We start from the raw sequence: 20,386 nt of genomic DNA, 5'->3' as shown, positions 1-20,386 counted from the left end.
GGGAGCGACTCTGACGCGGCCGATATATCGAAAAACCCGTCGACCGGGGCGCGCTCCCCGCTGGTGGACGACGCCGCTCGGCTTCCGGCCGTGTATATAAAAGAGTGGGACGGAAATCTGTGGAGGAGGGAAGCTACGGCGCGCGGGCGACGACGCCGAACGTCTCCGTCCGCGTGGCCGCCGAGACGACCTCGAACCCCGCCGCCTCCAGCGCCGCGACCGCGTCGTCCGCGGTGAACCGCTCCTCGACCGGCGGACCCTGCTCGCCGGTGCCGTCGCCCGCCCAGTCGAACGTCACGACGAGGCCGCCCGACCGGACGACGCGCGCGAGCTCCGCCACCGCCGCGTCGCTCGCGAACTCGTGGTACGTCATCGTCGAGAAGGCGCCGTCGAGCTCGCCGTCCGCGAACGGGAGGTCGGCCACGTCGCTCGCGACGAGCTCGACGTTCTCCGGCGTCCCATTCTCGCGGTACCGGTCGTGCATCTCGGGCTGCACGTCGACGCCGTAGACGGTCTCGACGTGCGGCGCCACGTCGTCGGTATAAAAGCCGGTGCCGCTCCCGAGGTCGGCGGCGACCTCGACGCCGGCCTCGACGAGCGGGCCGACCAGTTCCTCTGCGGACACCCAGCGGTAGCGGTCGAGACGGTCCAGCCGCTCCGCCTCGGAGGCGTCGAACGTGTGGAAACCCATGCGCGGTCTTGGGCGTCGAGTGCTAAAACGCGTCCGGTCGGCGCCCCCGAGCGATCGGGGTCGCCCGCCGGGCGGCCGGGACCCGTCTCACCACTCCGCGTCGAGCGCGTCGACCAGCCGGTCGATCTCCGACTCGGTGGAGACGGCGTGGACGGAGGCGCGGATCCCGTTCGGGTGCGGCAGCGAGCGCACGACGATGTCCCGCTCCGCGAAGCGCTCGACGGTCGCCTCGGGGTCGTCGACGTCGATCGTGACGAGCCCGCTCTCGAACTCGCGGGGGCTCAGGAGCCGGTCGGCGGGGACGCCGTCCTTGAGCCGGTCGGTGAGCGACTCGATCCGCGACTCGATCCTGTCCAGCCCGACCGCATCGATCGCGTCGAGCGCCTCGACGAGGCCGACGTGGGCGGCCGCGGTCGTCGATCCGATCTCGAACCGCTTCGCGCCCGGCTTGAACTCGATCTCCGACGCGTTCGGGTCGTCGACGCTACGGTAGCCGACCGCACGGGGCGCGAGCCCGTCGGCGGCCCCGCGGTCGACGTAGAGGAAGCCGGCGCCCCACGGTCCGAGGACCCACTTGTGGCCCGCGGCGGCGACCGCGTCCGCCCCCCACGCCGAGACGTCCATCGGCCCCTGCCCGGGCGACTGGACGGCGTCGACGAGGGTGAACGCGCCGGCCTCGTTCGCGACCTTCACGAGCTCGGCGACGGGCAACCGCGTTCCGTGGGTCCACGTAATCGCGCTGAAGCAGACGAGGCGCGCGTCGGCGACCGCCTCGGCGTACTCGTCGCGGTCGACGCGACCGTCCTCGGTCTCCAGGACGCGGACCTCGATCCCCTCGCGTTCGAGTCGCTTCCACGGGAGGATCCCGGCCGGATGCTCCAGGTCGGTCCGGACGACGACGTCGCCCGGCTCCCAGTCGATCGCGCCGGCGATCCGGTTTATGCCGTCGGTCGTGCTCTCAGTGAGGGCGATCTCGTCGGGCTCGCTCCCGACGAACGCGGCGATCCGCTCGCGGACCGACTCGTACGTCTCGAAGGCGTGACCGTAGGGGTCGGTCGCTGCCGAGCCGTACTCGTGGTCGGCGATGAACGCCGACGCGGCCTCGACGACGTACTCCGGGCTCGGCCCGTGCGCGCCGAAGTTGAAGTACGCCGCGTCACCCAGCGCCGGCACGTCGGCGCGCAGCTCTCGCGGCGTCATCGCGTCCCAGTCGGACTCGAGGGACATTCAGGCCGCGTGCGCCGCGATCGCGTCGGTCAACGCGTCCTCGGTCTGCGCGCCGACCATGCGGTCGGCCAGCTCGCCGTCGGCGAACACGAGCAGCGTCGGGATGCCCTGCACGCCGTACTCGCCCGCGAGCGACTGATGGACGTCGACGTCGACCTTCACCACGGCGGCGTCGGTCTCCGCCGCGACCGCCTCCACGGCGGGCTCCATCATCCGGCACGGGCCGCACCAGTCGGCGTAGAAGTCGACGAGCACCACGTCGTACTCGGCGACGAGGTCGTCGAAGTCGTCGGGGTCGGACAGCTGGATCGGTTCCGCGGGAACGGACTCGGTCGAACTCATACGCACTCGTACGCCCCGGGCGCTGATAATAGTTTTGGGTATTTCATACAATACCGTGTGGGCGAGTGTCAGTGGCCCGCGTCCGATTCGAGCGGTCCGCTCGCCGACAGTCATTAAACGGTGAGGTCGCGTCGTTGGAAGCGATGACCGACGCGACGGAGACGGACGCGACCCAGACCGACGCGACGCCGGAGGACGCCCGACGACGGGCCCGGTCGAACCGGGCGCGGCTGCTCGCGACGCTGCGCGTGCAGTACCCGGACGCGCTCGCCGACCGCGGATACCGACTGCTCCACCCGGAGACGGGGGACCGCTACACCGGCGACCGACGACATCTGGTCGCCACCTGTCGGTCGATCGCAAACTTCGCGCTCGGCGCTCTCGCGGACGGCCCGGACTGGTGTCTCCCGGCCGCGGAACACGGCCTGACCTTCCTCCGCGAGGGTCACCGGAGCGACGGAGACGGCGGCTATGACCTCGTCGTCTCGGCGGACGGCGCTCCGGTCGATCGAACCCGGTCGGCGTACGGTCACGCGTTCGTCCTGCTGGCGTACGCACGCGCGACCCACGCCGGGGTCGACGGCGCCCGCGAGAGGCTCGCCGCGACCCACGCGCTGGTCGAGGAGCGGTTCCGCGACGACGCCGGACTGCTCCGGAGCGACTGCGACGAGGAGTGGACCGAACTGGAGCCGTACCGCGGACAGAACGCCAACATGCACGCCTGCGAGGCGTACCTCGCCGCCTACGAGGCGACGGACGAGGCGGCGTACCTCGACCGGGCGCGTCACCTCGCCGCGGCGATCGCGGTCGATCTGGCGGCCGAGACGGACGGGCTCCTCTGGGAGCACTACACTCCCGAGTGGGAGCACGACTTCGACTACAACGCGGACGAGCCCCGCCACCAGTTCCGGCCCCCGGGCTACCAGCCGGGCCACCACGTCGAGTGGGCGAAGCTCCTCGCGCTCCTCGACCGCTACGACGAGGGGGAGGAGCCCACGGAATCGGGCGACGGCGCCGGCCGCGACTGGTACGAGCGCGGACTGGAGCTGTTCGACGCCGCCGTCGACTACGGCTGGGCGGAGAACGGGTTCGTGTACACCCACGCGGCCGACGGCGCCCCGCTCGTCGAGGACCGGTACGGCTGGGCGCTCGCGGAGGCGATCGGGGCCGCCGCGGCGCTCGCCGAGCGAGCGGCGGCGCGCGGCGACGCGGACGCGGCCGCGCGGCTCCGGCGCTGGCACCGGCGGTTCCTCGTCAGAACGGACCTGTTCCGCGGGCCGGCGGGGGTCTGGTACGAGAAGCGGCTTCCCTCGGATGCAGAGGGAGACCTCGTCGCGCCGGAGCCGCCGGGCGTCGAGCCCGACTACCACCCCGCCGGCGCGTTCTTCGAGAGCTGGCGGTCGGCACGTCGGAACGCGTGACGGCGCCGGTCGGGCGCCGGAGCGTTCACCGCGCCCGAGGGGCGTCAGCGCGCGGCCGACCGCTCGTCGACAGCCGTTACACGGAGGGCGCGACGTCCCGGCGCTCTCGGATCGCGAGCGCGCCGTGGTAGAGGATGACGACGCAGACCAGAAGCGCCGAGCCGATCAGCAGGACGAAGCTGACCCGGTCGAGGACCGGCATCGAGAGCCACGCCGAGACCTCCCCGAGCGCGACGGCGAGACTCGCTATCAGGAGCATGAGCCCGAAGTAGATCGTCACGTCGTCCTCGTCGACGTACGCGGTCGCGCCGGAGCCGATCCGGGCGCCGAGCGCGCTGCCGAGCAGCAGCGCGGTGACGATCCCGACGTCGATGACGCCCGCCCGGCCGTAGGTGAACGCGCCGACGGCCCCGGACATCAGTCCGCCGAACAGGCTGGTTCCGACCGCCGCGGCCAGCGGGGTCCCGATCACGTAGTAGATCGCCGGCATCCGGACGAACCCGCCGCCGACGCCGAGGAACCCGGAGATCAGGCCGACGCCGCCGCCGACCCCGGAGATGGTCCACAGCGACGCCTTGCTCCCGTCCGCGAGCGTCATCATCGGCGGGATGTCGTACGACTTGATCTTTCGGGCGATCTCGGGGACGTCGTCGTCGGGAGCGTCGTCGTCGGCCTCGTCTTCCGCCTCCGTCTCGTCGCCCATCGCGCTCCGGGTAAACAGGATCCCGATGGCCGCCAGCAGGAGGACGTAGGCGACGCCGACGACGACGCTCGCGATGCCGAGCACCTCCAGGCCGAACACGAGTCGGCTTCCGAGCTCGATGCCGAGGGTGATCCCGACGAACATCAGCGCGCCGAGCCGGTAGTCCACCTGCCCGGCGTCGTGGTGTTTCAGCGTCGCGATCACGGCGGTCCCGAACACGAACGCCATCGTGCTGCCGATGGCGACCGGCGCGGGGTACCCGAGGATCAACAGCGCGGGCGTGACGAGGAACGCTCCGCCCATCCCGAAGAAGCCGAAGAACACCCCGACCATGAACCCGAAGACGACGAACAGCGCGAAGACCTCCGCGCTCAGCCCTAGTAGTTCCAACATCTATATCTGTTGTATCCGTTTGAAAACGGCCGGTGCCAACACGTCCTCGAGTATCCCGTAGACGGCGTACAGCAGCACCGCTTCGACGAGGACGAGCCCGATCACGACGAGCGCCGCGACGGTCGGGGACGCGCCGGGGAGCAGCTCCGTGCCCGTCATCGACTCCTCCCTCCGACTCCGGCGTCCGCGTTCGACGGTCGCGTCGGGTACGTCTCTGTCATATACCAGTCCGTAGCGCGCCTGTGCTGATAATAGTTTTGGGATTAACGCACAATACTATATCCGCATGACGGACCGAACACTGTCCATAACTTATGAATGAGTTATTGACTCGATGACCCCGTTCGCTTCCGAACGGACCATCGACCGAGCAGTCCGGCGGTCTCGGCCGCGAATCTCTCGCCGATCGCACCGGATCTCAGAACGGCGGTCGGTTCGCCGACCGATCGGCCCGGATCGCTCCCGACGCGTGTGTCATGTATTGTCACTCAGTACCACGACCAGTGGACCGAGCCGCGACCGGGGCGAACGGGGGACGACGGACTACTTGCCCGACTCCATGTCCGCGTATCGGTCCGGGAGGTACGGTGTCAGCATCGCCGGGACCAGCGGGATCAGGAGGGCGGCGAGCTCCGCGAGGTGCCGGCGGAGGACGGTGTACACGGCGGCGACGAGCAGCGTCCCGCCCACGATCAGCTGGAGCGGCCCGTCGAGGAGGTAGAGGAGCGGGAGCGACAGCCCGACGGAGAGCGCGAGGTCCTCGGCGGCGCCGTCGTACCGAACCCCGCGGCGCGGCGCGATCCAGCGCTTCTGGTAGTGGTCGTACACCGCGCGGTCGGAGTTCCCCTCCCAGGGCCGCAGCTCCAGGCCGCCGCCGTGCATGTCCGAGACGCTGTGGAGCGCCGCCCCGAGGAAGAACAGGGCCGCGGCGACCGTGAGCGCAGACGGAGCCGCCAAGGCGACCATTAGGAAGACGCCGGCGAGCGCGGAGTAGTAGACGGGGTAGTGGAGGGTCTTCCGGTGACCGACGTACATGTCGAGGTCTGGGAAGAGCCCGCCGAGGAAGCCCGCGACGAACCCCACGGTCGCCAGCTCCGGCGCTACGCGCACGAGCGGCGCGGCGAGCAGCATTCCGGCGAGCACGTGGGTCGGGAGCATCATCGTGGCGGAATGAAAGCGACAGAAACATTTGAACGTGTCGGCCGGCGTGGCGCCGATCGATCGTTCGAGCCGCCCGATTCGACCGAGGGGGCGCGAACCCCCCGCGATCCCCCGGCTCAGATGTCTCGGCGCTCGAACAGCGCCTGCGAGAGGATGATCAGGCCGACGAACGCGACGAGCAGGATGGCCGAGTCGATCAGCTCGTAGGAACCGTCTATCAGGATCGGCGTCGGCTCGTAGTACTGCGTCGGGCTCAGGTACTGTATCCAGTCGTAGGCGTCGGCGCCGCCGACGACGGACTCGACGAGATACAGGAGGAACACGACGCCCGCGGCGCCCCGTTCGGCGATCGCGGCGCGGTCGACGGCGACCGAGAACACGAGGCCGATCCCCGCACAGACGAGGAGAAACGGGACCGACAGCAGGTGCGCGAGGAACAGGTGATCGAGCGGGAGCGTCTCCCCGACGGCGACGACGAACAGGTAGATGATTGGACCGCCGAGCGCGTTGACGGCGATTATGGGGACGAGCAGCGCGGCGAACTTCTCGACGAGCAGCCGGGACCGCGTGACGGGAAACGACAGGAGGAGGTCCATTCGCTCCGTCTCGATGTCGCGCGCGACGGTGCCGCCGGCGACGTACGCGAAGTACAGGCCCAACCCGAGGAGCCAGACGAAGTTGAACACCTGCGCGCCGAGAAACCCCTCGATCGTGGACAGGTTTTCGATGCCGAACGCCTCCACCATCGCCGGGGGCAGGTCCTGGAGGACGTCCTCGTAGTCGACGCCCTCCAGGACGGAGAAGTACCAGATGATGAACCCGGCGTACGCCCCGACGCCGGCCGTGAGGATCGCGGCGCCGCGGAGCCGCCGCCTTCCCTCGTACCGAACCGTTTCAAGCATTCGTCGCCCCCGCAGCGTCTCCCTCTTCCGTCGACCCGCCGCTCTCCTCCGCCGACGAGCCGCTCTCCTCCGCCGACGAGCCGCTTCCTTCCCCTGTCTCCGTTCGTCCGTCTCCCTCCTCCGCTCGCCTGTCCCCCTCTTCGCTCCCGTAGTAGTGCGCGAACACGTCCTCGATCGGGGGCTCGCCGACCTCCACGTCGCGCACGTCGTGAGTCGCGAGTTCGCGGAGAAGCGCGTTGACGTCGCCGGCGTAGATGAACTGGACGCCCGCGGCGAACCGGTCGGGGTCGACGACGCCCTCGAGGTCGGCTATCGCCGCGACCGCCGAATCGTCCGCGTGAACGCGCACGTGTTTCCCGCTCCGGTGGAGCAGCGCCTCGACGTCCTCGAGCTCGACGAGCGACCCCGCGCGCAGGATGCCGACACGGTCGCAGACGCGTCGGACCTCGCTCAGCACGTGCGAGGAAAAGAACACGGTCGTGCCGCGGTCGCGCTCGTCCCGGACGAACTCGTTGAACGCCTCCTGTTTGAGCGGGTCGAGCCCGGCGGTGGGCTCGTCCATGATCACGAGGTCGGGGTCGTGCATGAACGCTTGCACCAGTCCGAGCATCCGCTTGTTCCCGCTCGAGTACTCCCGTATCGGCCGCTCGACCGGCGGAGTGAAAAGCTCCAACAGCTCCTCGCGGCGACGCTCGCCCTTCATCGCGCCGTGGTAGTCAAGCACCGCCTCGCCGGTCGCCTCCCCGTCGAACCCGAGAGTCGCCGGGAGGTACCCGATCCGGCGCTTCGCCTGGGTCAGCGCGGCCTCGTCGCGGATGTCGGCGCCGAGCACTCTCGCCGTCCCCGAAGTGGGCTTCAACAGCCCGAGCAGCAGTCGTATCGTCGTCGACTTCCCCGCTCCGTTGGGGCCGAGGAAGCCGAACACCTCCCCCTCGTTCACGGCGAACGACACGGCGTCGTTCGCGACCACGCTCCCGAAGTCCTTCGTGAGGTCCTCGACGACGAGGGGGCGGTCGGGGTCACCGGACATAGAACCACCACGCGCCGGCGACGACGAGGATAAGCAGGACGATCAACACGCCGGCCTCGATGGGGACCTCGCCGCCGGACGACTCGACGACCGAGGCGGCGACCGTCGCCGTGTCGCCGGTGACGCGGACGCCGCCGGAATCGGTGTAGGCGACCTCGACGGTCGCCGGGTACCGGCTCACCGGCGCGTCGCCGTCGACCGTGAGGTCGAACGCGACCCGTCCCGTCTCTCCGGGCGCCAGCGACGGGATCACGGTCGTTCGGAACTCGCTCTCCAGGGGCGGGTCGACGGTGAGGCGCAGTTCGACGTCGCGCAGTTCGACGTCGCGGCGGTTCGTCACGTCGAGCCGCAACACCCCGTCCTCGCCGGCCGCGAACTCCGAGTCGACCGGGGACACCGTCACCGCGTCCCGGCGTTCGGCCACGGGCACGCGCACCGTCTCGCGGGTCGTCCGTTCGGTGTCGGCGGCGCTCCGGTAGCTCGTCGAGAAGGCCACCTGCTGGGGGACCGAGTCGGCGTCCGCCGGGACCTCGCCGCGGAACCGGAAGGCGGCGCTCTCGCCGGCGGCGAGGTCGCCGACGGCGTACCGGGGACTGCGAGGGGCGAACGCCCCGTCGTCGACCGCGAGCACGACCCCCCGAACGTCGGCCGGTCCGTCGTTGCGGATCGTCCCGCTGACGGTTCCGTTCTCGCCGACGCGGAGCGTGGAATCGTCGACCTCGACCGAGAGGGACTGCTCCGCGCGCGGTCGGAGGCCGACCGGGATCCCCTCCTGAGCGTCACGGATGCCGTCGACGCCGGTGTATCGCACGGTGCCGGTGAGGTCGAACGACTCCGCCGCGGCGTCCTCCCGGACGCTCGCCGGGAACCTGACCGTCGCGTTCTCGCCGGGGTCCAGCCGGTCGATCCGGGCGGTGTTCCGGTCCGTCTCGCCGAGCGCGAGGTCGGGACCGTTCGCGGCGAGCTCGACCGAGAGGTCGCGGGCGGGCTCCCCCCCGACGTTGGTCACGTTGGCGACGAGCGTTCCGGAATCGCCGACCTGCACGTCCGAGTCGACCGTCCGCATCGCGAACCGCGGCGCGTCGTCGACGGTCACCGAGACCGACTCGGTCTGCGTTCGCGTCCGGTCCTGGACGACCCCGCTCCGCGGCGCCGAGAGGAAGGTGTGCGAGTACCGGAGCCGCACGTCGAGCGAGTACCGTCCCGGCTCCGCGTCGGCCGGGGCCCTGACCGAGACTGGCACCTCCCGGACCTCCCCCTCGCCGATCGACCCGACGGCGAACCGCCCCGTCTCGACGACGAGCGGCGAGTCGTCGTTTCGAACTGAGACCACGACGCTTCGCGCGGTCGTGACGGTGGCTCTCCGGGCGTCCGACCCCGCCTGCACGTCGCCGTCGTTCGCGATCTGCACCGTGAGGTCGGTCGTCGTCCCCGGCGACACCGTCGAATCCGGGACGTACACGTCCAACTCGGGCTCGCCGCGCACGAACGGCGGCTCCTCTTGGGCGACGGCGAGCCCCGTGAACGCCCCGACGAGGAGGGCGACGACGGCGATGCCGGCGAGGATCGGGAGCGACGGTCGGGACATTCACCTCACCGGCCCGGTGGCCGCGGTGCGTCTATCGGCCGATCGAACCGGTCTCGCTCGACAGTGACGCACGAGTGTCATGTCTCTCTTTCTACCCGCCGATCGTATATGTTTACGTGTGGATACACGTCCGGTCCGATTGAGCCCGTACGGGACGCTTATTTCCGTGGAACCGAGTGTGGACGTATGCTCATGACGCCGGGACCGACCGCGGTCCCCGCCCCCGTCCGCGACGCGATGAGCCGCGAGCTGATCAACCCCGACGTGGACCCCGAGTTCCGCCGGATATACGACCGGCTCACCGACCGGCTGGAGACCGTGTACGGGGTCGAGTCGCGTGGAACGGGTGAGGGGGCCGGTTCGGCCGACGCGCCGGGCCACGACGTCGTCGTCCCCGGCGGCGAGGGAATTCTCGGGTTGGAGGCCGCGATCGCCTCGCTCGTCGAACCGGGCACCGAGGTGCTCTGCCTGTCGAACGGGCTCTACGGCGACGGGTTCGCCGACTTCGTCGAGTCGTACGGGGGCGAGGCGACCTTGGTCTCGACCGCCTACGACGAGCCGCTCCCGCTCGCGGAGCTGGAGTCGGTCCTCGCCGCCGGTGACTTCGAGGTCGCGACGATGGTCCACTGCGAGACGCCGACGGGGACGCTGAACGACCTCGGGCCCGCGCTGGACCTGCTGGCGGGAGCCGACGGGGAGATCGTCACCGTCGTCGACGCCGTCTCCTCGCTCGGCGGGGTGGAGGTCCCCACCGGGCAGATCGACGTGTGTCTGGGCGCGTCCCAGAAGTGTTTCAGCGCGCCGCCGGGGCTCGCCACGGCCGCGATCAGCGAGCGCGCGTGGGCGGCGATGGAGGACAGAGACCCGCACTCGCTGTACACGAACTTCCTGCCGTGGCGGGACACCTCGGAGGGGTTCCCGTACACACACCTCACCACCGAGGTGGTCGCGCTCGACGCGGCGCTCGGCCTGTGGCTGGAGGAGGGGCTCGACGCGGTCCGAGAGCGACACCGGTCGGCCGCGGCGCGGTGTCGCGAGCGCGGCGCGGAACTGGGGCTGGAGCCGTATCCGGACCCCGAGCGCAGCTCGCCGACGGTGACCGCGTTCGAGGTCCCCGGGCGGGCCGAGGAACTACAGGAGCGACTGCGCGAGGAGCGCGACGTGCTCGTCGCGACGGGGCTCGGGGAGTTGGCCGGGGACATCCTGCGCGTCGGACACATGGGCCACAACGCGCGGATCGAGCGCGTGGACGAGACGATGGACGCGCTGGCGGCGGTGCTCACAGAGTAGTGCGGGGGGTAGCGGAGGGCGATTCGCGGGCGTCGGTCGGACCGATCCGCCGGCGACCGGGACCGAGAGACGCCGACCGTCGAGGGCCTCCCCCGAAGTCGACGGACCCGCTCAGTCGGACTCGACGGGGAACCCGCTCTCTTCGAGGTGAGCGAGGGCCGCGTCGAACGCCTCGCCGACCGTCTCGAAGCTGCCCTTGTGCTCCCACTCTCCGTCCGGTGACGCGGTGTACACGTCGAAGTCGCCGCCACGGTACTCGTGGGACTCGACGTACAGTTCCTCCTCGACGGCGCCGTCGTCGAGGAGCAGCCAGACGCCCAGTTCCTTCCCGCCCTCCAGGTCGCGTCGTCTCCGCCAGTGCATGGGCGATCGTTGTCCGTCGACCGCCTAAACGCTGACCCCGCCCGAACGGAGCGCTGGCCGTCGAGGATCCCGACGACGCCGCCCGTCTCCGACCGTCGCGGGCGGCGGTCCGCCCCGACGCCCGCGGTTCCGGCTCCGCAACGTCCTTGCGTCCGCCCGTTCACGTGCCGGTATGAACCACCGCACGCTCGGAGCCGTCGGCGCGGTCAGCGAGGTCGGCTACGGCTCGTGGCAGATCGGGAGCGACTGGGGCGACGTGAGCGAGTCCGAGGCCGTCGCGGCCGTCGAGACCGCCCGCGACGCCGGGATCGACTTCTTCGATACGGCCGACGTGTACGGCGACGGCCGCTCGGAACAGATCCTGGGCGACGTCCTCGAAGACGACATCGCCCGCGGGGACGTGACCGTCGCGACGAAGGCCGGCCGGCGGCTCGACCCCCACGTCGCCGACGGCTACACCGAGGCGAACCTCCGCCGGTTCGTGGACCGCTCGCGTGAGAACCTCGGCGTCGAGACGCTGGACTTGGTCCAGCTCCACTGTCCCCCGACCGATGTCTACTACCGACCGGAGACGTTCGACGCGCTCGCGACGCTCGCGGACGAAGGACGGATCGCGAGCTACGGCGTCAGCGTCGAGCGCGTCGAGGAGGGGCTCAAGGCGGTCGCGTACCCCGGCGTCGAGACGGTCCAGATGATCTTCAACCCCTTCCGACAGCGCCCGGCCGAGCTGTTCCTCGACGAGGCCGCCGCCCGCGACGTGGGCGTGATCTGCCGGGTGCCGCTCGCCTCCGGCCTGCTGACCGGCGCGCTCTCGCGCGACGACGAGTTCCCGGAGAACGACCACCGCAACTACAACCGCGATGGCGACGCCTTCGATGTGGGCGAGACGTTCGCGGGCGTTCCCTACGAGGTCGGCCTCGACGCGGCCGACGCGCTCGCGGACCGCGTCGACGTCGTCGCCGACGATCCGACGGACCCGACCGGCGACGACCTGTCGCTCGCGGAGTTCTCGCTCCGCTGGATCCTCGATCACGAGGCCGTTTCGACCGTGATTCCGGGATCGACGACGCCCGGGCATATCCGGTCGAACGCGGCCGTCAGCGACCGTCCGTCGCTCGACGACGCCGCTCGCGAGGCGGCCCGCGAGGTGTACGACGAGTACGTCCGCGAGCACGTCCACCACCGCTGGTGACCGAGCACGTCCACCGCTGGTGACCGGTCCGGACGAGGTCGGCCGTCTCCCGGGCCGGTCGGGTCGAACAGACTCGTGACCGACGGTCCTCACCCTTTATTATTCGACCGGCGCGTATCGGTTTCCATGCAAACGATCGAGCGCGGGTCGGCCGGCTCGGCTCGCGTCGCGATTGTCGGCGGGATCCACGGCGACGAGCCCGCCGGCGAGCGGATCGTCAGTCGCCTCGCCGACGAGCTCGACGAGAGCGCCTCGGGGAGCGGCGGCGTTCGGCTGATCATCGCCAACGAGCGGGCGCTGGCGGCGGAGACGCGCTACACGGACGCGGACCTGAACCGCGTCTTCCCGGGCGACCCCGACAGCGACGAGTACGAACGGGCGCTCGCGCCGCGCCTCGCGGCCGAGCTGGAGGGGATGGACGCGGTGCTCGCGCTTCACACCTCGCACAGCGCGCCGCCGCCCTTCGCGATCTACAGCGACCTGACCGAGTCGGTGCGCCGCACCGTGACCGGGATGCCGGTGGAGTACGTCGTCGACTCCAGTCGCCTGCGGTCGACGACGCTCGACTCCGTCGTCCCGCACACCGTCTCGATCGAGGTCGGCAGACAGGGGAGCGAGGAGGCGGTCGAGTTCGGCTACGAGGCCTGTCTGGCGTTCCTCCGGGCACACGGCGCGCTCGACGACGAGCCGCCGACGTTCACCGAGAAGACGGTCGTCGCGGGCGACGAGGAGGTGCCGAAAGGCGGCGGCGTCCCGCACGTCTACTTCGCGAACTTCGAGGAGATCCCGCGCGGCGCGGTGTTCGCCGAGGACGACGTGTACACCCACCGCGTCGACGAGGACGGCGTCGTCCCCATCCTCGCGAGCGAGCACGGCTACGAGGAGATATTCGGGATCTACGGCCGCGTGCAGGGGATCTTGGAGCCGCCGGCGGACGGGACGACGGCGAGGGGAGAGACGGCGGACGAGCTCGCGACGGATGAGTCTGGGGGAGAGGAAACGGCGGAGTAGCCCGCGCTCACTTCGCGGTCGGCGTGACGTCGCCGACGGCGTCCATCACCTGCATCGCGGCGCTGGCGGCCAGCCCGCGGGCGACCTCGTCGGTGTCGGCGTCGGCGATCCCGGCCTCCAGCTCGTCCGGATCCGGCGTGAAGCCGGCCGAGACGGGGTGTCCCGCCGGCGGGTTGACGGCGACGGTCGCCTGCGGCCCGTTCGCGCCGACAGACAGCTCCGAGCCGACGACGTAGCTGTTCGGGAGATACGACTCGGTTCGCGAGACGATTCCAGCGACCGCGCGCCGGAGGCGCCGTTCCTGGTCCGGAGAGAGGTCGACGGACGCGGGCTCGCCCGCGTTCGTCACACCCGGTGCCCCGGCGTACGGGTTGTTGCCGTTCATCGAAGACACGCCAGATACGCGGAGCCGGTTCAAAAAGGCGTCGGCGGGGGCGATCCGGGTCGAGTCCGGTTGACGGCGGCCGCGTCTCCGGGGCGACGGTTGTCTGCAGAGACGGGTCCCGCTCGCTACAGGATCGGTTTCGACTCGCCGTACGCGGCGATCACGACCGCCGTCGTGTACCGCTCCGGGGCCGAGGCGGCGGTCTCCACGCGGACATCGCGGTTCGGCAGGTCCCAGTCGCGTAGCTCCGCGCCGGCGTCCAACCCGGTCTCGATGCGCTCGCGGACGTCGTCCGGGTCCTCGCCCGTCACCTCGTAGAAGAGACCGGGTCCGGGCCCGGTCGCCCAGCCCAGTCCGGCGGCCACGTCGGGGTGGCGTCGGGGGGCGCGCTTCGACTCCGCGTCCTCCGCGCCGGCGCGGCCGCCCTCGCGGAAGTCCACCTCGTCGTCCGGGCCGACGGTGCGGCGCGCCTCGACCACGGTGAGCCGGTTCCCGGCGGGACCGAGGTCGGGCACCGTTTCGACCGCCTCGACGGTCGCCTCGGCGGGGACCACGGAGGAGACCGCGACGAGGTTGTAGTTGTGGAGGTTCGCGTCCGCGAGCGCCGCGTCGTAGGAGGCCATCGCCGTGTCGGCGACGCCGACGCCGCCGGCGACGTGGATGGTGTTCATTACGACCAGATCGGCGGCCCCCGCGCTAAGGGGTTACGAAGCGGTCCTGTTCGAGACATCGGCCGAGGCAGGCTATTGAGAACTAATCGTGGTGGCGCGCGCCACCGAGCGGCCGCCAGAGGCGGGCGCGAGGTGCGCGTGCGAGGGAGTCGCTCGCCGTAGGCGAGCGACGAGGTTGGGGAGGCGTGAGGTGCGGTCGCTGTGTGGGGCGGGACTCAAAGGGGCAGGCGCGAGGGCGAAGCCCACCGACGTAAGCATCGCAGCGAGTGAGCGGAGCGAACGAGCGAGGAGCGCAACGAGGTGCGCGAGCCCTCGCGGCTGGGGCTTTGGAGATGTTCACCGTCGTTCTGCGGTCAACTATTTATACACGAGCCGCTGGGACGGCAGAGGGCCCAGAGACTGGCCAGCGAATATAAATAGGCGACTACGAGTCCGAAGAAGCTCACGGCCGATCCGGTGTCAGAACCCCTCGACCGCCCGAACGCGACTGCCGACCAGTACCGTTAGTACTGGTAGTTGATGACCTGCTCTTCGGTCTGTTCCGCGTCCTGGAGCTTCTCGCGGGCCACCTCGAAGTCGGCCTGCGTGACCTCGGTGCGCCCGTCGCGGATCGCGAACATCCCGGCCTCGGTCGCCAGCGAGGCGATGTCGGCCCCGCTGTACCCGTCCAAGTCCGCGGCGACCTCCGAGACGTCGGTCCCCTCGGCGACGTTCATCTCCTCCGTGTGGATCTCGAGGATGCGAGCGCGCCCCTCGGTGTCGGGCTCGGGCACCTCGATGAGGCGGTCGAACCGACCCGGGCGCAGGATCGCCTCGTCGAGCATGTCGAAGCGGTTGGTGGCGGCCATGATCCGCACCTCGCCGCGGTCGTCGAAGCCGTCCATCTCGGAGAGCAGCTGCATCATCGTCCGCTGGACCTCGGCGTCGCCGGAGGTCTTCGAGTCGGTTCGCTTCGAGGCGACGGCGTCGATCTCGTCGATGAAGATGACGGCGGGCTCGCGCTCGCCGGCAAGCTCGAACAGGTCGCGGACGAGCCGCGATCCCTCGCCGATGAACTTCCGGACGAGCTCGGAGCCGGCCATCTTGATGAACGTCGCGTCGGACTCGTTGGCGACGGCCTTCGCGAGCATCGTCTTCCCCGTGCCCGGCGGGCCGTGGAGCAGGACGCCGCTCGGCGGTTCGACGCCGACGGCCTCGAACTGCTCGGGGTTCTCTAAGGGGTCCTCGACGGCCTCGCGCACCTCGCGGATCTGCTCGTCGATGCCGCCGATGTCGGCGTACTCGACGTCCGGGGACTCCGTGACTTCCATCGCCTGCGCCCGGGAGTCGGTCTCATCGTCGAGCACCTGCTGGACCGCGAAGGAGTCGTTGATCGCGACGCGGTCGCCCGGCCGGAGGTCCTCGTCGAGCCGAGCAGACGCCTGCGTCAGCACCTCCTGATTGTTGCCGTGCTGCTTGATGACGACGCCGTCGTCGGTGATCTCCTCGACCGACGCGATGTACAGCGAGGACGTCTTCAACACCTCGTTCTCGCGTTTCAGTTCGTCGACGTCGGTCTTCAGCTCGCCGCGGCGACCCTGCGCGTCGTCCAGCCGCTGCTCCAGTTCCTCGTTCACCTGGAGGATCCGCCGGTAGTGCTGGCGGATCGCTTCGAGCCGTTCCGTCTCGCTCATGTCCGGATCGAGCTCCAGACGCGGACGGTCGGGCAGTGAGGGGCTATGAGACATTCGTTGGTCCACGGTACGGAGCGCGCGTAAATGTGCCTTTGGGTCACGGTGGTTCGACGGTCCGACCGCGGGGACTGCCACCCCGCTCCGCTCGGAAGGCGTCGCCCGCGCCGCCGCAACCGAATATCAACGCCGATACTCGAGGGTCAACGTTTTAACAGGAGGTGTCCGTATCGCCCTACATGAGTGCACGAACAGCGGTCGGTCGCGCCGGTGTGACCTTCTCGGCGGGCGACTCGCAGAGTGAGGGCCGCCGGCCATGACCGACGAGGTGACGGTGCTCGCCGTCGACGACGAGCCCGACCTCGCGGAGCTGTACCGGGTGTACCTCGATTCGGCGTACGACGTCCGGGTCGCCACCGGCGGCGAGTCGGCGATGGCGCAGATGGACGAGTCGGTCGACGTCGTCCTCCTCGACCGGCGGATGCCCGACATGTCCGGCCACGAGGTGCTCTCGGCCATGCGCGAGGCCGGCTACGACGCCCGCGTCGCGATGCTGACCGCGGTGGAGCCCGACGTCGACATCGTCGACATGCCGTTCGACGACTACAAGACCAAACCGGTGACGAAAGAGGACCTCCTGACGCTCGTGGAGGTGCTACTCCACCGCGCGAAGTTCGACGAGCACAGTCAGGAGTTCTTCGCGCTGGCCTCGAAGAAGGCCGCGCTGGAGGCGACCGCCGCGACGGACACCGACGAGTACGAGGATCTCATCGAACGAATGGAGTCGGTCCGTGAGCGCGTGGACGATACGCTCGACCACCTCTCGGCACGGGACGCGTTCATCGAGGTCCCGGGCGGTGTCCCGTAGTCGGAACGCCTCACTCGATCGTCAGGTCCTCGTCGGCGTCGCCGGTCTCCCCGTTCTCGTCCCACTCCAGCTCGAACTCGACGCTCAGCTCGCCGGGACCGCCGGCGGGTCCCTCGCGCTCCGCTTTCACCTCGAACGTCGGCCGGGCCGGGGGAGCCATCGTCACCGACTCCTCGCCCCGGGTCAACGTGATCTCGCTCCCCGACTCCAGCGAGTCGGCCACGGTCCGGAGGTACGCGGCGATCTCTTCGCGGCTCCGACGGCTCTCCGATTCGAACAGGACTTCTTCTGGCATGACTGAGTGTACGTCACACCGCCGTATAAAGCCGCACGCCGTTGGGAGGCCGTCTGTGGTCCCTGTCGGCCGCGACCCCGAAGCGCCGCTCCCTCAGAACCCGTCCTCGAACACGAACGTCCCGTTTCGCTGGACGATCTCGCCGTCGACCTCGATGACGGAGTCCTCGCTCATGTCGACGATCATGTCGACGTGCTCGGCCGACTCGTTGATCTCGTTCTCCTCGCCGACCGTCTCCGGGTACGCGGACCCGACCGCCATGTGGACCGTGTCCCCCATCTTCTCGTCGAACAGCATGTTGTAGGTGAACCGGTCGATCTGGCGGTTCATGCCGATTCCCAGCTCGCCGAGCCGGCGCGACCCCTCGTCGGTGTCGAGGATCCCGGTCAGCAGGTCCTCGTTGCGCTCGGCGGAGTGCGAGACGACCCGTCCGTCCTCGAACCGGAGCCGGACCCCGTCGATCTCGCGGCCGTAGCGGTACAGCGGGAGGTCGAAGTGGACCTCGCCGTCGACGCCGTCGCGCACGGGCGCCGTGAACACCTCGCCGCCGGGGAGGTTCGCCTCGCCGTCGTCGTTGAGCGTCGCGTTGCCGGAGACGTCGAGCGTGAGGTCCGTCTCCTCGCCCGACCGGATCCGGATCTCGTCGGCGTCGTCCAGAATCGCGACCATCTCCTCCTGGAACGCGTGCTGTTCCTCCCAGTCGAGCGAGACGGCGTCCCAGACGAAGTCCTCGTACGCCTCGGTGCTCATACCGGCGAGCTGCGCGTGGCTCGCGGTCGGGTACTGGGTGAGACACCAGGTCTTCGAGAGGCGCGTCCGCTTGACGTCCTCCATCGCCCGGTTGTAGGCGGCGTTCGTCTCGGGGTCGACGTCGGCGTCCTCGGTGGCGTTCGACCCGCCGCGCGCGATGATGAACACGTCGGCCTCTCGATACAGCGCGAGCCGGTGGTCCGGTTCGGTGAACTCCTCCGACGAGCGCTTGAACGCGCGCTGAGCGCGCTTCGAGTAGTTGAGGTACACCGGGTTGGCGCCGCGGTCCCCGCAGACCTCGTGGAGGGCGACCGCGAGGTCCTCGGCCTCGGCCGGCAGCTGGATGACGACGTTGTCGCCCGACTCGATACCGGTCGAGTGGTCGGCGATGATCTCGGCGTGCTCGCGGATGCGTGCGTCCATACGCACCCCTCTCACCGCGGGGAATTACGGGTTTTGGAAGCGGCCGTCGCCGGGGGTCGCTGCTCGTCCCCGACGCGAACCCGGCTACAGCCCCTCGTGTTCGGTGATCGCGGCGCGCCACGCCGCCGGGATCGGCGCGGGGTCGCCGGTCTCCGGGTCGGTGTTGACCTGGACCGTCTTCGCGACGGCGGCGACCGTCGCGTTCCCGGAGTCGGGATCCGTCGTCCGGATCTCGTACTCCATCGGCACGCTGGAGGTGCCCAGCCGCGGGACGCGGACCGCGACTGCGACCGTTTGATCGCGGGTGATCTCCCCGCGGTACTCGATCTCCAGCGTCGCGACGACCGTGTCGAGCGTCTCGAAGGGGACGCCGACGATCTCGTCGTAGTAGCCGCCGCGCGCCTCCTCGAGATACCTCGCGTAGGCGACGTTGTTCACGTGACCGAGGGTGTCGAGGTCGCCGAATCGAACGGGGACCTCCCTGACGTAGCCGAACGCGCTCATGTCCCGTCGTCCCCTCGGGGGGTGAGCGCGTCGGCCAGCGCTTCCGTGTCGGGAACGGTGAGATCCGGCTCGTGGATCCAGCCGCCGTACGGGTTCTCGTGTCTGTTGAGGAACGCGCCGCGCATGCCGACCGCCTTCGCGCCGACGAGGTCGAACGTGTGCGCGGTCACGAACACGACCTCGTGGGGCGCGACGTCGAACGCCTCGCAGGTCAGGTCGTACGACGCCCGGTGTGGCTTGTACGCGCCCGCGTCGGCGACCGACACCACGCCGTCCAGTTCGGTCTCGAAGTTGGGGCGGACCGCCTCGAGCATGTCGGGGTCGCCGTTCGAGAGGCCGACCAGTTGGTAGTCCTCGCCCAGCCGGTCCAGCGCCGCGTCGACGTCGGGGTACGGCCGGAGGGTCTTCCACTGCCGGATGACGGCGCGGACCTCCTCGTCGGGGACGTCGAGGCCGATCTGCTCGAGCCGGTACGCGAGGGCGCGCCGGCTGATCTCTTTGAACGGCGTGTGGGGGCCTGCGATCAGCGAGTCGATCATCGAGTCCCGGAAGTGCATGGCCAGGTACCGGCGGAGTAGGATCTCGGGGTCGTAGTCGCTCCCGTGGTCGTCGAGCAGCGACTCCAGCGCGGGGACGAGGGTCGCTTCGCGGTCGAGCAGCGTGTCCCACAGGTCGAACGCGAGCACTTCCGTCTCTTCTCGGAGCGTCTCCGCGGCGATTTCGGACATATGACGACTGTCACACCGACGGTGTGAGTTATCAAACTACGCGTCGCGGAACGGCCGGGCGACACCAACAGCGACGGACGGCGACCGGGATCGACACCCGGTCAGCGCCCACGCTTACCCGGTCAGCGCCCACGCTCACCCGATTAGCGCCCACGCTCACCCGATTAGCGTCCACGCGCCGATCAGGAGTAGGACCCCGCCGGCGACCCGGTCCAGCCAGCGTCCGGTCCGCTCGGACCGGAGGGCGTCGGTGGCCCCGTCGGCGACGACCGCCACGGCGCCGAGGTAGAGGGCGGTGAGCGTGGCGTAGGTGGCGCCGAGGACCGCGATAGACGTGCCGCCGTCGTCGCCGGCGCTTCCCGCCGCGAACCCGGGGAGAAATCCGAGGAAGAACAGCGCGACCTGCGGGTTGAGGGCGTTGACGAGGAACCCGTCGCGAACGCCGCTCCCCGCCGGCGACGGCCGGTCGGTCCCGGCCGACCGCAGCGCGTCGACGCCGAGGTACAGCAAGAAGAGCCCGCCGACGACCCGAACCCCCCGCTCGGCGCCCGGCACGGTCCGATAGACGGCCGCGACGCCGATCGCGACGAGCGCCGTGTGGAACAGGATCCCCGTCGTGACGCCGAGCGCGGCGCGGAGCCCGGCCCTTCGGTCCTCTATCCCGCGAGAGAGCACGAACAGCGTGTCGGGGCCCGGGGTCGCGATCAGCGTCGCCGCCGCCAGTACGAACAGGGCGTACGTTGAGGGGTCGACAGCGAGGGCTGCCCCGGTCATTACC

23 protein-coding genes are annotated in these 20,386 nt (G+C 70.1%); 5 read left to right on the top strand and 18 right to left on the bottom strand.

Going from position 1 to position 20,386, the window contains the following annotated elements; translation table 11 throughout:
• Positions 1-133: 133 nt before the first annotated feature.
• The 3 genes from R6U01_RS04900 to trxA form a co-directional block, all read right to left on the bottom strand.
• Positions 134-691: a class I SAM-dependent methyltransferase gene (locus R6U01_RS04900; protein ID WP_410285340.1), complete on the bottom strand. Its 558-nt coding sequence runs from the start codon at positions 689-691 to the stop codon at positions 134-136.
• Between the two features lie 87 nt (positions 692-778).
• Positions 779-1,918, bottom strand: a complete 1,140-nt coding sequence (locus tag R6U01_RS04895) for an aminotransferase class V-fold PLP-dependent enzyme (RefSeq protein ID WP_410285339.1) — start codon at positions 1,916-1,918, stop codon at positions 779-781.
• Complete coding sequence (gene trxA, locus R6U01_RS04890; protein WP_410285338.1) at positions 1,919-2,260, bottom strand: thioredoxin; 342 nt, start codon at positions 2,258-2,260, stop codon at positions 1,919-1,921.
• 143 nt (positions 2,261-2,403) lie between these two features.
• On the opposite strand from trxA, the gene R6U01_RS04885 reads away from it, so the two are divergent.
• Complete coding sequence (locus R6U01_RS04885) at positions 2,404-3,681, top strand: AGE family epimerase/isomerase (RefSeq protein WP_410285337.1); 1,278 nt, start codon at positions 2,404-2,406, stop codon at positions 3,679-3,681.
• A 76-nt stretch (positions 3,682-3,757) separates the two neighbouring features.
• On the opposite strand, the gene R6U01_RS04880 is transcribed toward R6U01_RS04885, so the two are convergent.
• From R6U01_RS04880 to R6U01_RS04855, 6 genes are all read right to left on the bottom strand, one after another.
• Positions 3,758-4,777, bottom strand: coding sequence for a sulfite exporter TauE/SafE family protein (locus R6U01_RS04880; RefSeq protein WP_410285336.1), 1,020 nt, complete (start codon positions 4,775-4,777; stop codon positions 3,758-3,760).
• On the bottom strand, positions 4,778-4,936 hold the full coding sequence (locus R6U01_RS04875) for a hypothetical protein (RefSeq protein WP_410285335.1): 159 nt from the start codon (positions 4,934-4,936) through the stop codon (positions 4,778-4,780).
• A 384-nt stretch (positions 4,937-5,320) separates the two neighbouring features.
• On the bottom strand, positions 5,321-5,938 hold the full coding sequence (locus tag R6U01_RS04870; RefSeq protein ID WP_410285334.1) for a metal-dependent hydrolase: 618 nt from the start codon (positions 5,936-5,938) through the stop codon (positions 5,321-5,323).
• 116 nt (positions 5,939-6,054) lie between these two features.
• Entirely contained in the window at positions 6,055-6,840 is a 786-nt protein-coding gene (locus R6U01_RS04865; protein ID WP_410285333.1) for an ABC transporter permease subunit, read from the bottom strand.
• Positions 6,833-7,870 (bottom strand): ABC transporter ATP-binding protein, encoded by a 1,038-nt coding sequence (locus R6U01_RS04860; protein WP_410285332.1) that lies wholly within the window; start codon positions 7,868-7,870, stop codon positions 6,833-6,835. Before R6U01_RS04860 ends, R6U01_RS04865 begins: the two co-directional genes overlap by 8 nt.
• Positions 7,860-9,458 carry an NEW3 domain-containing protein gene (locus R6U01_RS04855; protein WP_410285331.1) on the bottom strand — a complete coding sequence of 533 codons (1,599 nt, stop codon included), beginning with the start codon at positions 9,456-9,458 and terminating at the stop codon, positions 7,860-7,862. The genes R6U01_RS04860 and R6U01_RS04855 overlap by 11 nt, the downstream gene beginning before the upstream one ends.
• A gap of 186 nt (positions 9,459-9,644) precedes the next feature.
• Between R6U01_RS04855 and R6U01_RS04850 the strand changes: the two genes are divergently transcribed.
• Positions 9,645-10,748, top strand: coding sequence for a pyridoxal-phosphate-dependent aminotransferase family protein (locus R6U01_RS04850; protein WP_410285330.1), 1,104 nt, complete (start codon positions 9,645-9,647; stop codon positions 10,746-10,748).
• Between the two features lie 111 nt (positions 10,749-10,859).
• Here R6U01_RS04850 and R6U01_RS04845 read toward each other — a convergent pair whose 3' ends face one another.
• Positions 10,860-11,111, bottom strand: a complete 252-nt coding sequence (locus R6U01_RS04845; protein ID WP_410285329.1) for a hypothetical protein — start codon at positions 11,109-11,111, stop codon at positions 10,860-10,862.
• Between the two features lie 172 nt (positions 11,112-11,283).
• Here R6U01_RS04845 and R6U01_RS04840 point away from each other — a divergent pair, with 172 nt between their 5' ends.
• On the top strand, positions 11,284-12,303 hold the full coding sequence (locus tag R6U01_RS04840) for an aldo/keto reductase (protein WP_410285328.1): 1,020 nt from the start codon (positions 11,284-11,286) through the stop codon (positions 12,301-12,303).
• 126 nt (positions 12,304-12,429) lie between these two features.
• Entirely contained in the window at positions 12,430-13,314 is an 885-nt protein-coding gene (locus R6U01_RS04835; protein WP_410285327.1) for a succinylglutamate desuccinylase/aspartoacylase family protein, read from the top strand.
• A gap of 7 nt (positions 13,315-13,321) precedes the next feature.
• Here R6U01_RS04835 and R6U01_RS04830 read toward each other — a convergent pair whose 3' ends face one another.
• The 3 genes from R6U01_RS04830 to pan2 all read right to left on the bottom strand — a co-directional run bounded on the left by R6U01_RS04830 (position 13,322) and on the right by pan2 (position 16,097).
• Complete coding sequence (locus R6U01_RS04830; protein ID WP_410285326.1) at positions 13,322-13,699, bottom strand: DUF5811 family protein; 378 nt, start codon at positions 13,697-13,699, stop codon at positions 13,322-13,324.
• 125 nt (positions 13,700-13,824) lie between these two features.
• Complete coding sequence (locus R6U01_RS04825) at positions 13,825-14,370, bottom strand: pyruvoyl-dependent arginine decarboxylase (protein ID WP_410285325.1); 546 nt, start codon at positions 14,368-14,370, stop codon at positions 13,825-13,827.
• 503 nt (positions 14,371-14,873) lie between these two features.
• A complete protein-coding gene (gene pan2 / locus R6U01_RS04820) occupies positions 14,874-16,097 on the bottom strand; it encodes a proteasome-activating nucleotidase Pan2 (RefSeq protein ID WP_410285324.1) in 1,224 nt (407 codons plus the stop codon).
• A 259-nt stretch (positions 16,098-16,356) separates the two neighbouring features.
• Here pan2 and R6U01_RS04815 point away from each other — a divergent pair, with 259 nt between their 5' ends.
• Positions 16,357-16,908: a response regulator gene (locus R6U01_RS04815; RefSeq protein WP_410285323.1), complete on the top strand. Its 552-nt coding sequence runs from the start codon at positions 16,357-16,359 to the stop codon at positions 16,906-16,908.
• Positions 16,909-16,918: 10 nt separating this feature from the next.
• Here the strand turns inward: R6U01_RS04815 and R6U01_RS04810 are convergent, their stop codons facing one another.
• The 5 genes from R6U01_RS04810 to R6U01_RS04790 form a co-directional block, all read right to left on the bottom strand.
• Complete coding sequence (locus R6U01_RS04810) at positions 16,919-17,203, bottom strand: amphi-Trp domain-containing protein (protein ID WP_410285322.1); 285 nt, start codon at positions 17,201-17,203, stop codon at positions 16,919-16,921.
• Between the two features lie 93 nt (positions 17,204-17,296).
• Positions 17,297-18,376, bottom strand: a complete 1,080-nt coding sequence (locus tag R6U01_RS04805) for an aminopeptidase (protein WP_410285321.1) — start codon at positions 18,374-18,376, stop codon at positions 17,297-17,299.
• A gap of 84 nt (positions 18,377-18,460) precedes the next feature.
• A complete protein-coding gene (locus R6U01_RS04800; RefSeq protein ID WP_410285320.1) occupies positions 18,461-18,880 on the bottom strand; it encodes an acyl-CoA thioesterase in 420 nt (139 codons plus the stop codon).
• Positions 18,877-19,608: a haloacid dehalogenase type II gene (locus tag R6U01_RS04795; RefSeq protein WP_410285319.1), complete on the bottom strand. Its 732-nt coding sequence runs from the start codon at positions 19,606-19,608 to the stop codon at positions 18,877-18,879. The genes R6U01_RS04800 and R6U01_RS04795 overlap by 4 nt, the downstream gene beginning before the upstream one ends.
• A gap of 156 nt (positions 19,609-19,764) precedes the next feature.
• Positions 19,765-20,382, bottom strand: coding sequence for a LysE family translocator (locus R6U01_RS04790; RefSeq protein WP_410285318.1), 618 nt, complete (start codon positions 20,380-20,382; stop codon positions 19,765-19,767).
• Positions 20,383-20,386 lie beyond the last annotated feature (4 nt).

The organism is Halorubrum sp. (assembly GCF_046498025.1).
GTDB lineage: Archaea > Halobacteriota > Halobacteria > Halobacteriales > Haloferacaceae > Halorubrum.
This window is presented reverse-complemented; position numbering and strand designations above follow the sequence as displayed.

What these genes read in the sequence shown, in the direction of transcription:
- R6U01_RS04875 (WP_410285335.1), bottom strand. Translation starts at nt 4,936, where the DNA reads ATGACGGGCACGGAGCTGCTCCCCGGCGCGTCCCCGACCGTCGCGGCG.
- R6U01_RS04865 (WP_410285333.1), bottom strand. Translation starts at nt 6,840, where the DNA reads ATGCTTGAAACGGTTCGGTACGAGGGAAGGCGGCGGCTCCGCGGCGCC.
- R6U01_RS04860 (WP_410285332.1), bottom strand. Translation starts at nt 7,870, where the DNA reads ATGTCCGGTGACCCCGACCGCCCCCTCGTCGTCGAGGACCTCACGAAG.
- R6U01_RS04880 (WP_410285336.1), bottom strand. Translation starts at nt 4,777, where the DNA reads ATGTTGGAACTACTAGGGCTGAGCGCGGAGGTCTTCGCGCTGTTCGTC.
- R6U01_RS04835 (WP_410285327.1), top strand. Translation starts at nt 12,430, where the DNA reads ATGCAAACGATCGAGCGCGGGTCGGCCGGCTCGGCTCGCGTCGCGATT.
- R6U01_RS04855 (WP_410285331.1), bottom strand. Translation starts at nt 9,458, where the DNA reads ATGTCCCGACCGTCGCTCCCGATCCTCGCCGGCATCGCCGTCGTCGCC.
- R6U01_RS04800 (WP_410285320.1), bottom strand. Translation starts at nt 18,880, where the DNA reads ATGAGCGCGTTCGGCTACGTCAGGGAGGTCCCCGTTCGATTCGGCGAC.
- pan2 (WP_410285324.1), bottom strand. Translation starts at nt 16,097, where the DNA reads ATGTCTCATAGCCCCTCACTGCCCGACCGTCCGCGTCTGGAGCTCGAT.
- R6U01_RS04885 (WP_410285337.1), top strand. Translation starts at nt 2,404, where the DNA reads ATGACCGACGCGACGGAGACGGACGCGACCCAGACCGACGCGACGCCG.
- R6U01_RS04810 (WP_410285322.1), bottom strand. Translation starts at nt 17,203, where the DNA reads ATGCCAGAAGAAGTCCTGTTCGAATCGGAGAGCCGTCGGAGCCGCGAA.
- R6U01_RS04790 (WP_410285318.1), bottom strand. Translation starts at nt 20,382, where the DNA reads ATGACCGGGGCAGCCCTCGCTGTCGACCCCTCAACGTACGCCCTGTTC.
- R6U01_RS04840 (WP_410285328.1), top strand. Translation starts at nt 11,284, where the DNA reads ATGAACCACCGCACGCTCGGAGCCGTCGGCGCGGTCAGCGAGGTCGGC.
- R6U01_RS04850 (WP_410285330.1), top strand. Translation starts at nt 9,645, where the DNA reads ATGCTCATGACGCCGGGACCGACCGCGGTCCCCGCCCCCGTCCGCGAC.
- R6U01_RS04825 (WP_410285325.1), bottom strand. Translation starts at nt 14,370, where the DNA reads ATGAACACCATCCACGTCGCCGGCGGCGTCGGCGTCGCCGACACGGCG.
- R6U01_RS04815 (WP_410285323.1), top strand. Translation starts at nt 16,357, where the DNA reads ATGACCGACGAGGTGACGGTGCTCGCCGTCGACGACGAGCCCGACCTC.
- R6U01_RS04900 (WP_410285340.1), bottom strand. Translation starts at nt 691, where the DNA reads ATGGGTTTCCACACGTTCGACGCCTCCGAGGCGGAGCGGCTGGACCGT.
- R6U01_RS04805 (WP_410285321.1), bottom strand. Translation starts at nt 18,376, where the DNA reads ATGGACGCACGCATCCGCGAGCACGCCGAGATCATCGCCGACCACTCG.
- R6U01_RS04795 (WP_410285319.1), bottom strand. Translation starts at nt 19,608, where the DNA reads ATGTCCGAAATCGCCGCGGAGACGCTCCGAGAAGAGACGGAAGTGCTC.
- R6U01_RS04870 (WP_410285334.1), bottom strand. Translation starts at nt 5,938, where the DNA reads ATGATGCTCCCGACCCACGTGCTCGCCGGAATGCTGCTCGCCGCGCCG.
- R6U01_RS04845 (WP_410285329.1), bottom strand. Translation starts at nt 11,111, where the DNA reads ATGCACTGGCGGAGACGACGCGACCTGGAGGGCGGGAAGGAACTGGGC.
- R6U01_RS04895 (WP_410285339.1), bottom strand. Translation starts at nt 1,918, where the DNA reads ATGTCCCTCGAGTCCGACTGGGACGCGATGACGCCGCGAGAGCTGCGC.
- R6U01_RS04830 (WP_410285326.1), bottom strand. Translation starts at nt 13,699, where the DNA reads ATGAACGGCAACAACCCGTACGCCGGGGCACCGGGTGTGACGAACGCG.
- trxA (WP_410285338.1), bottom strand. Translation starts at nt 2,260, where the DNA reads ATGAGTTCGACCGAGTCCGTTCCCGCGGAACCGATCCAGCTGTCCGAC.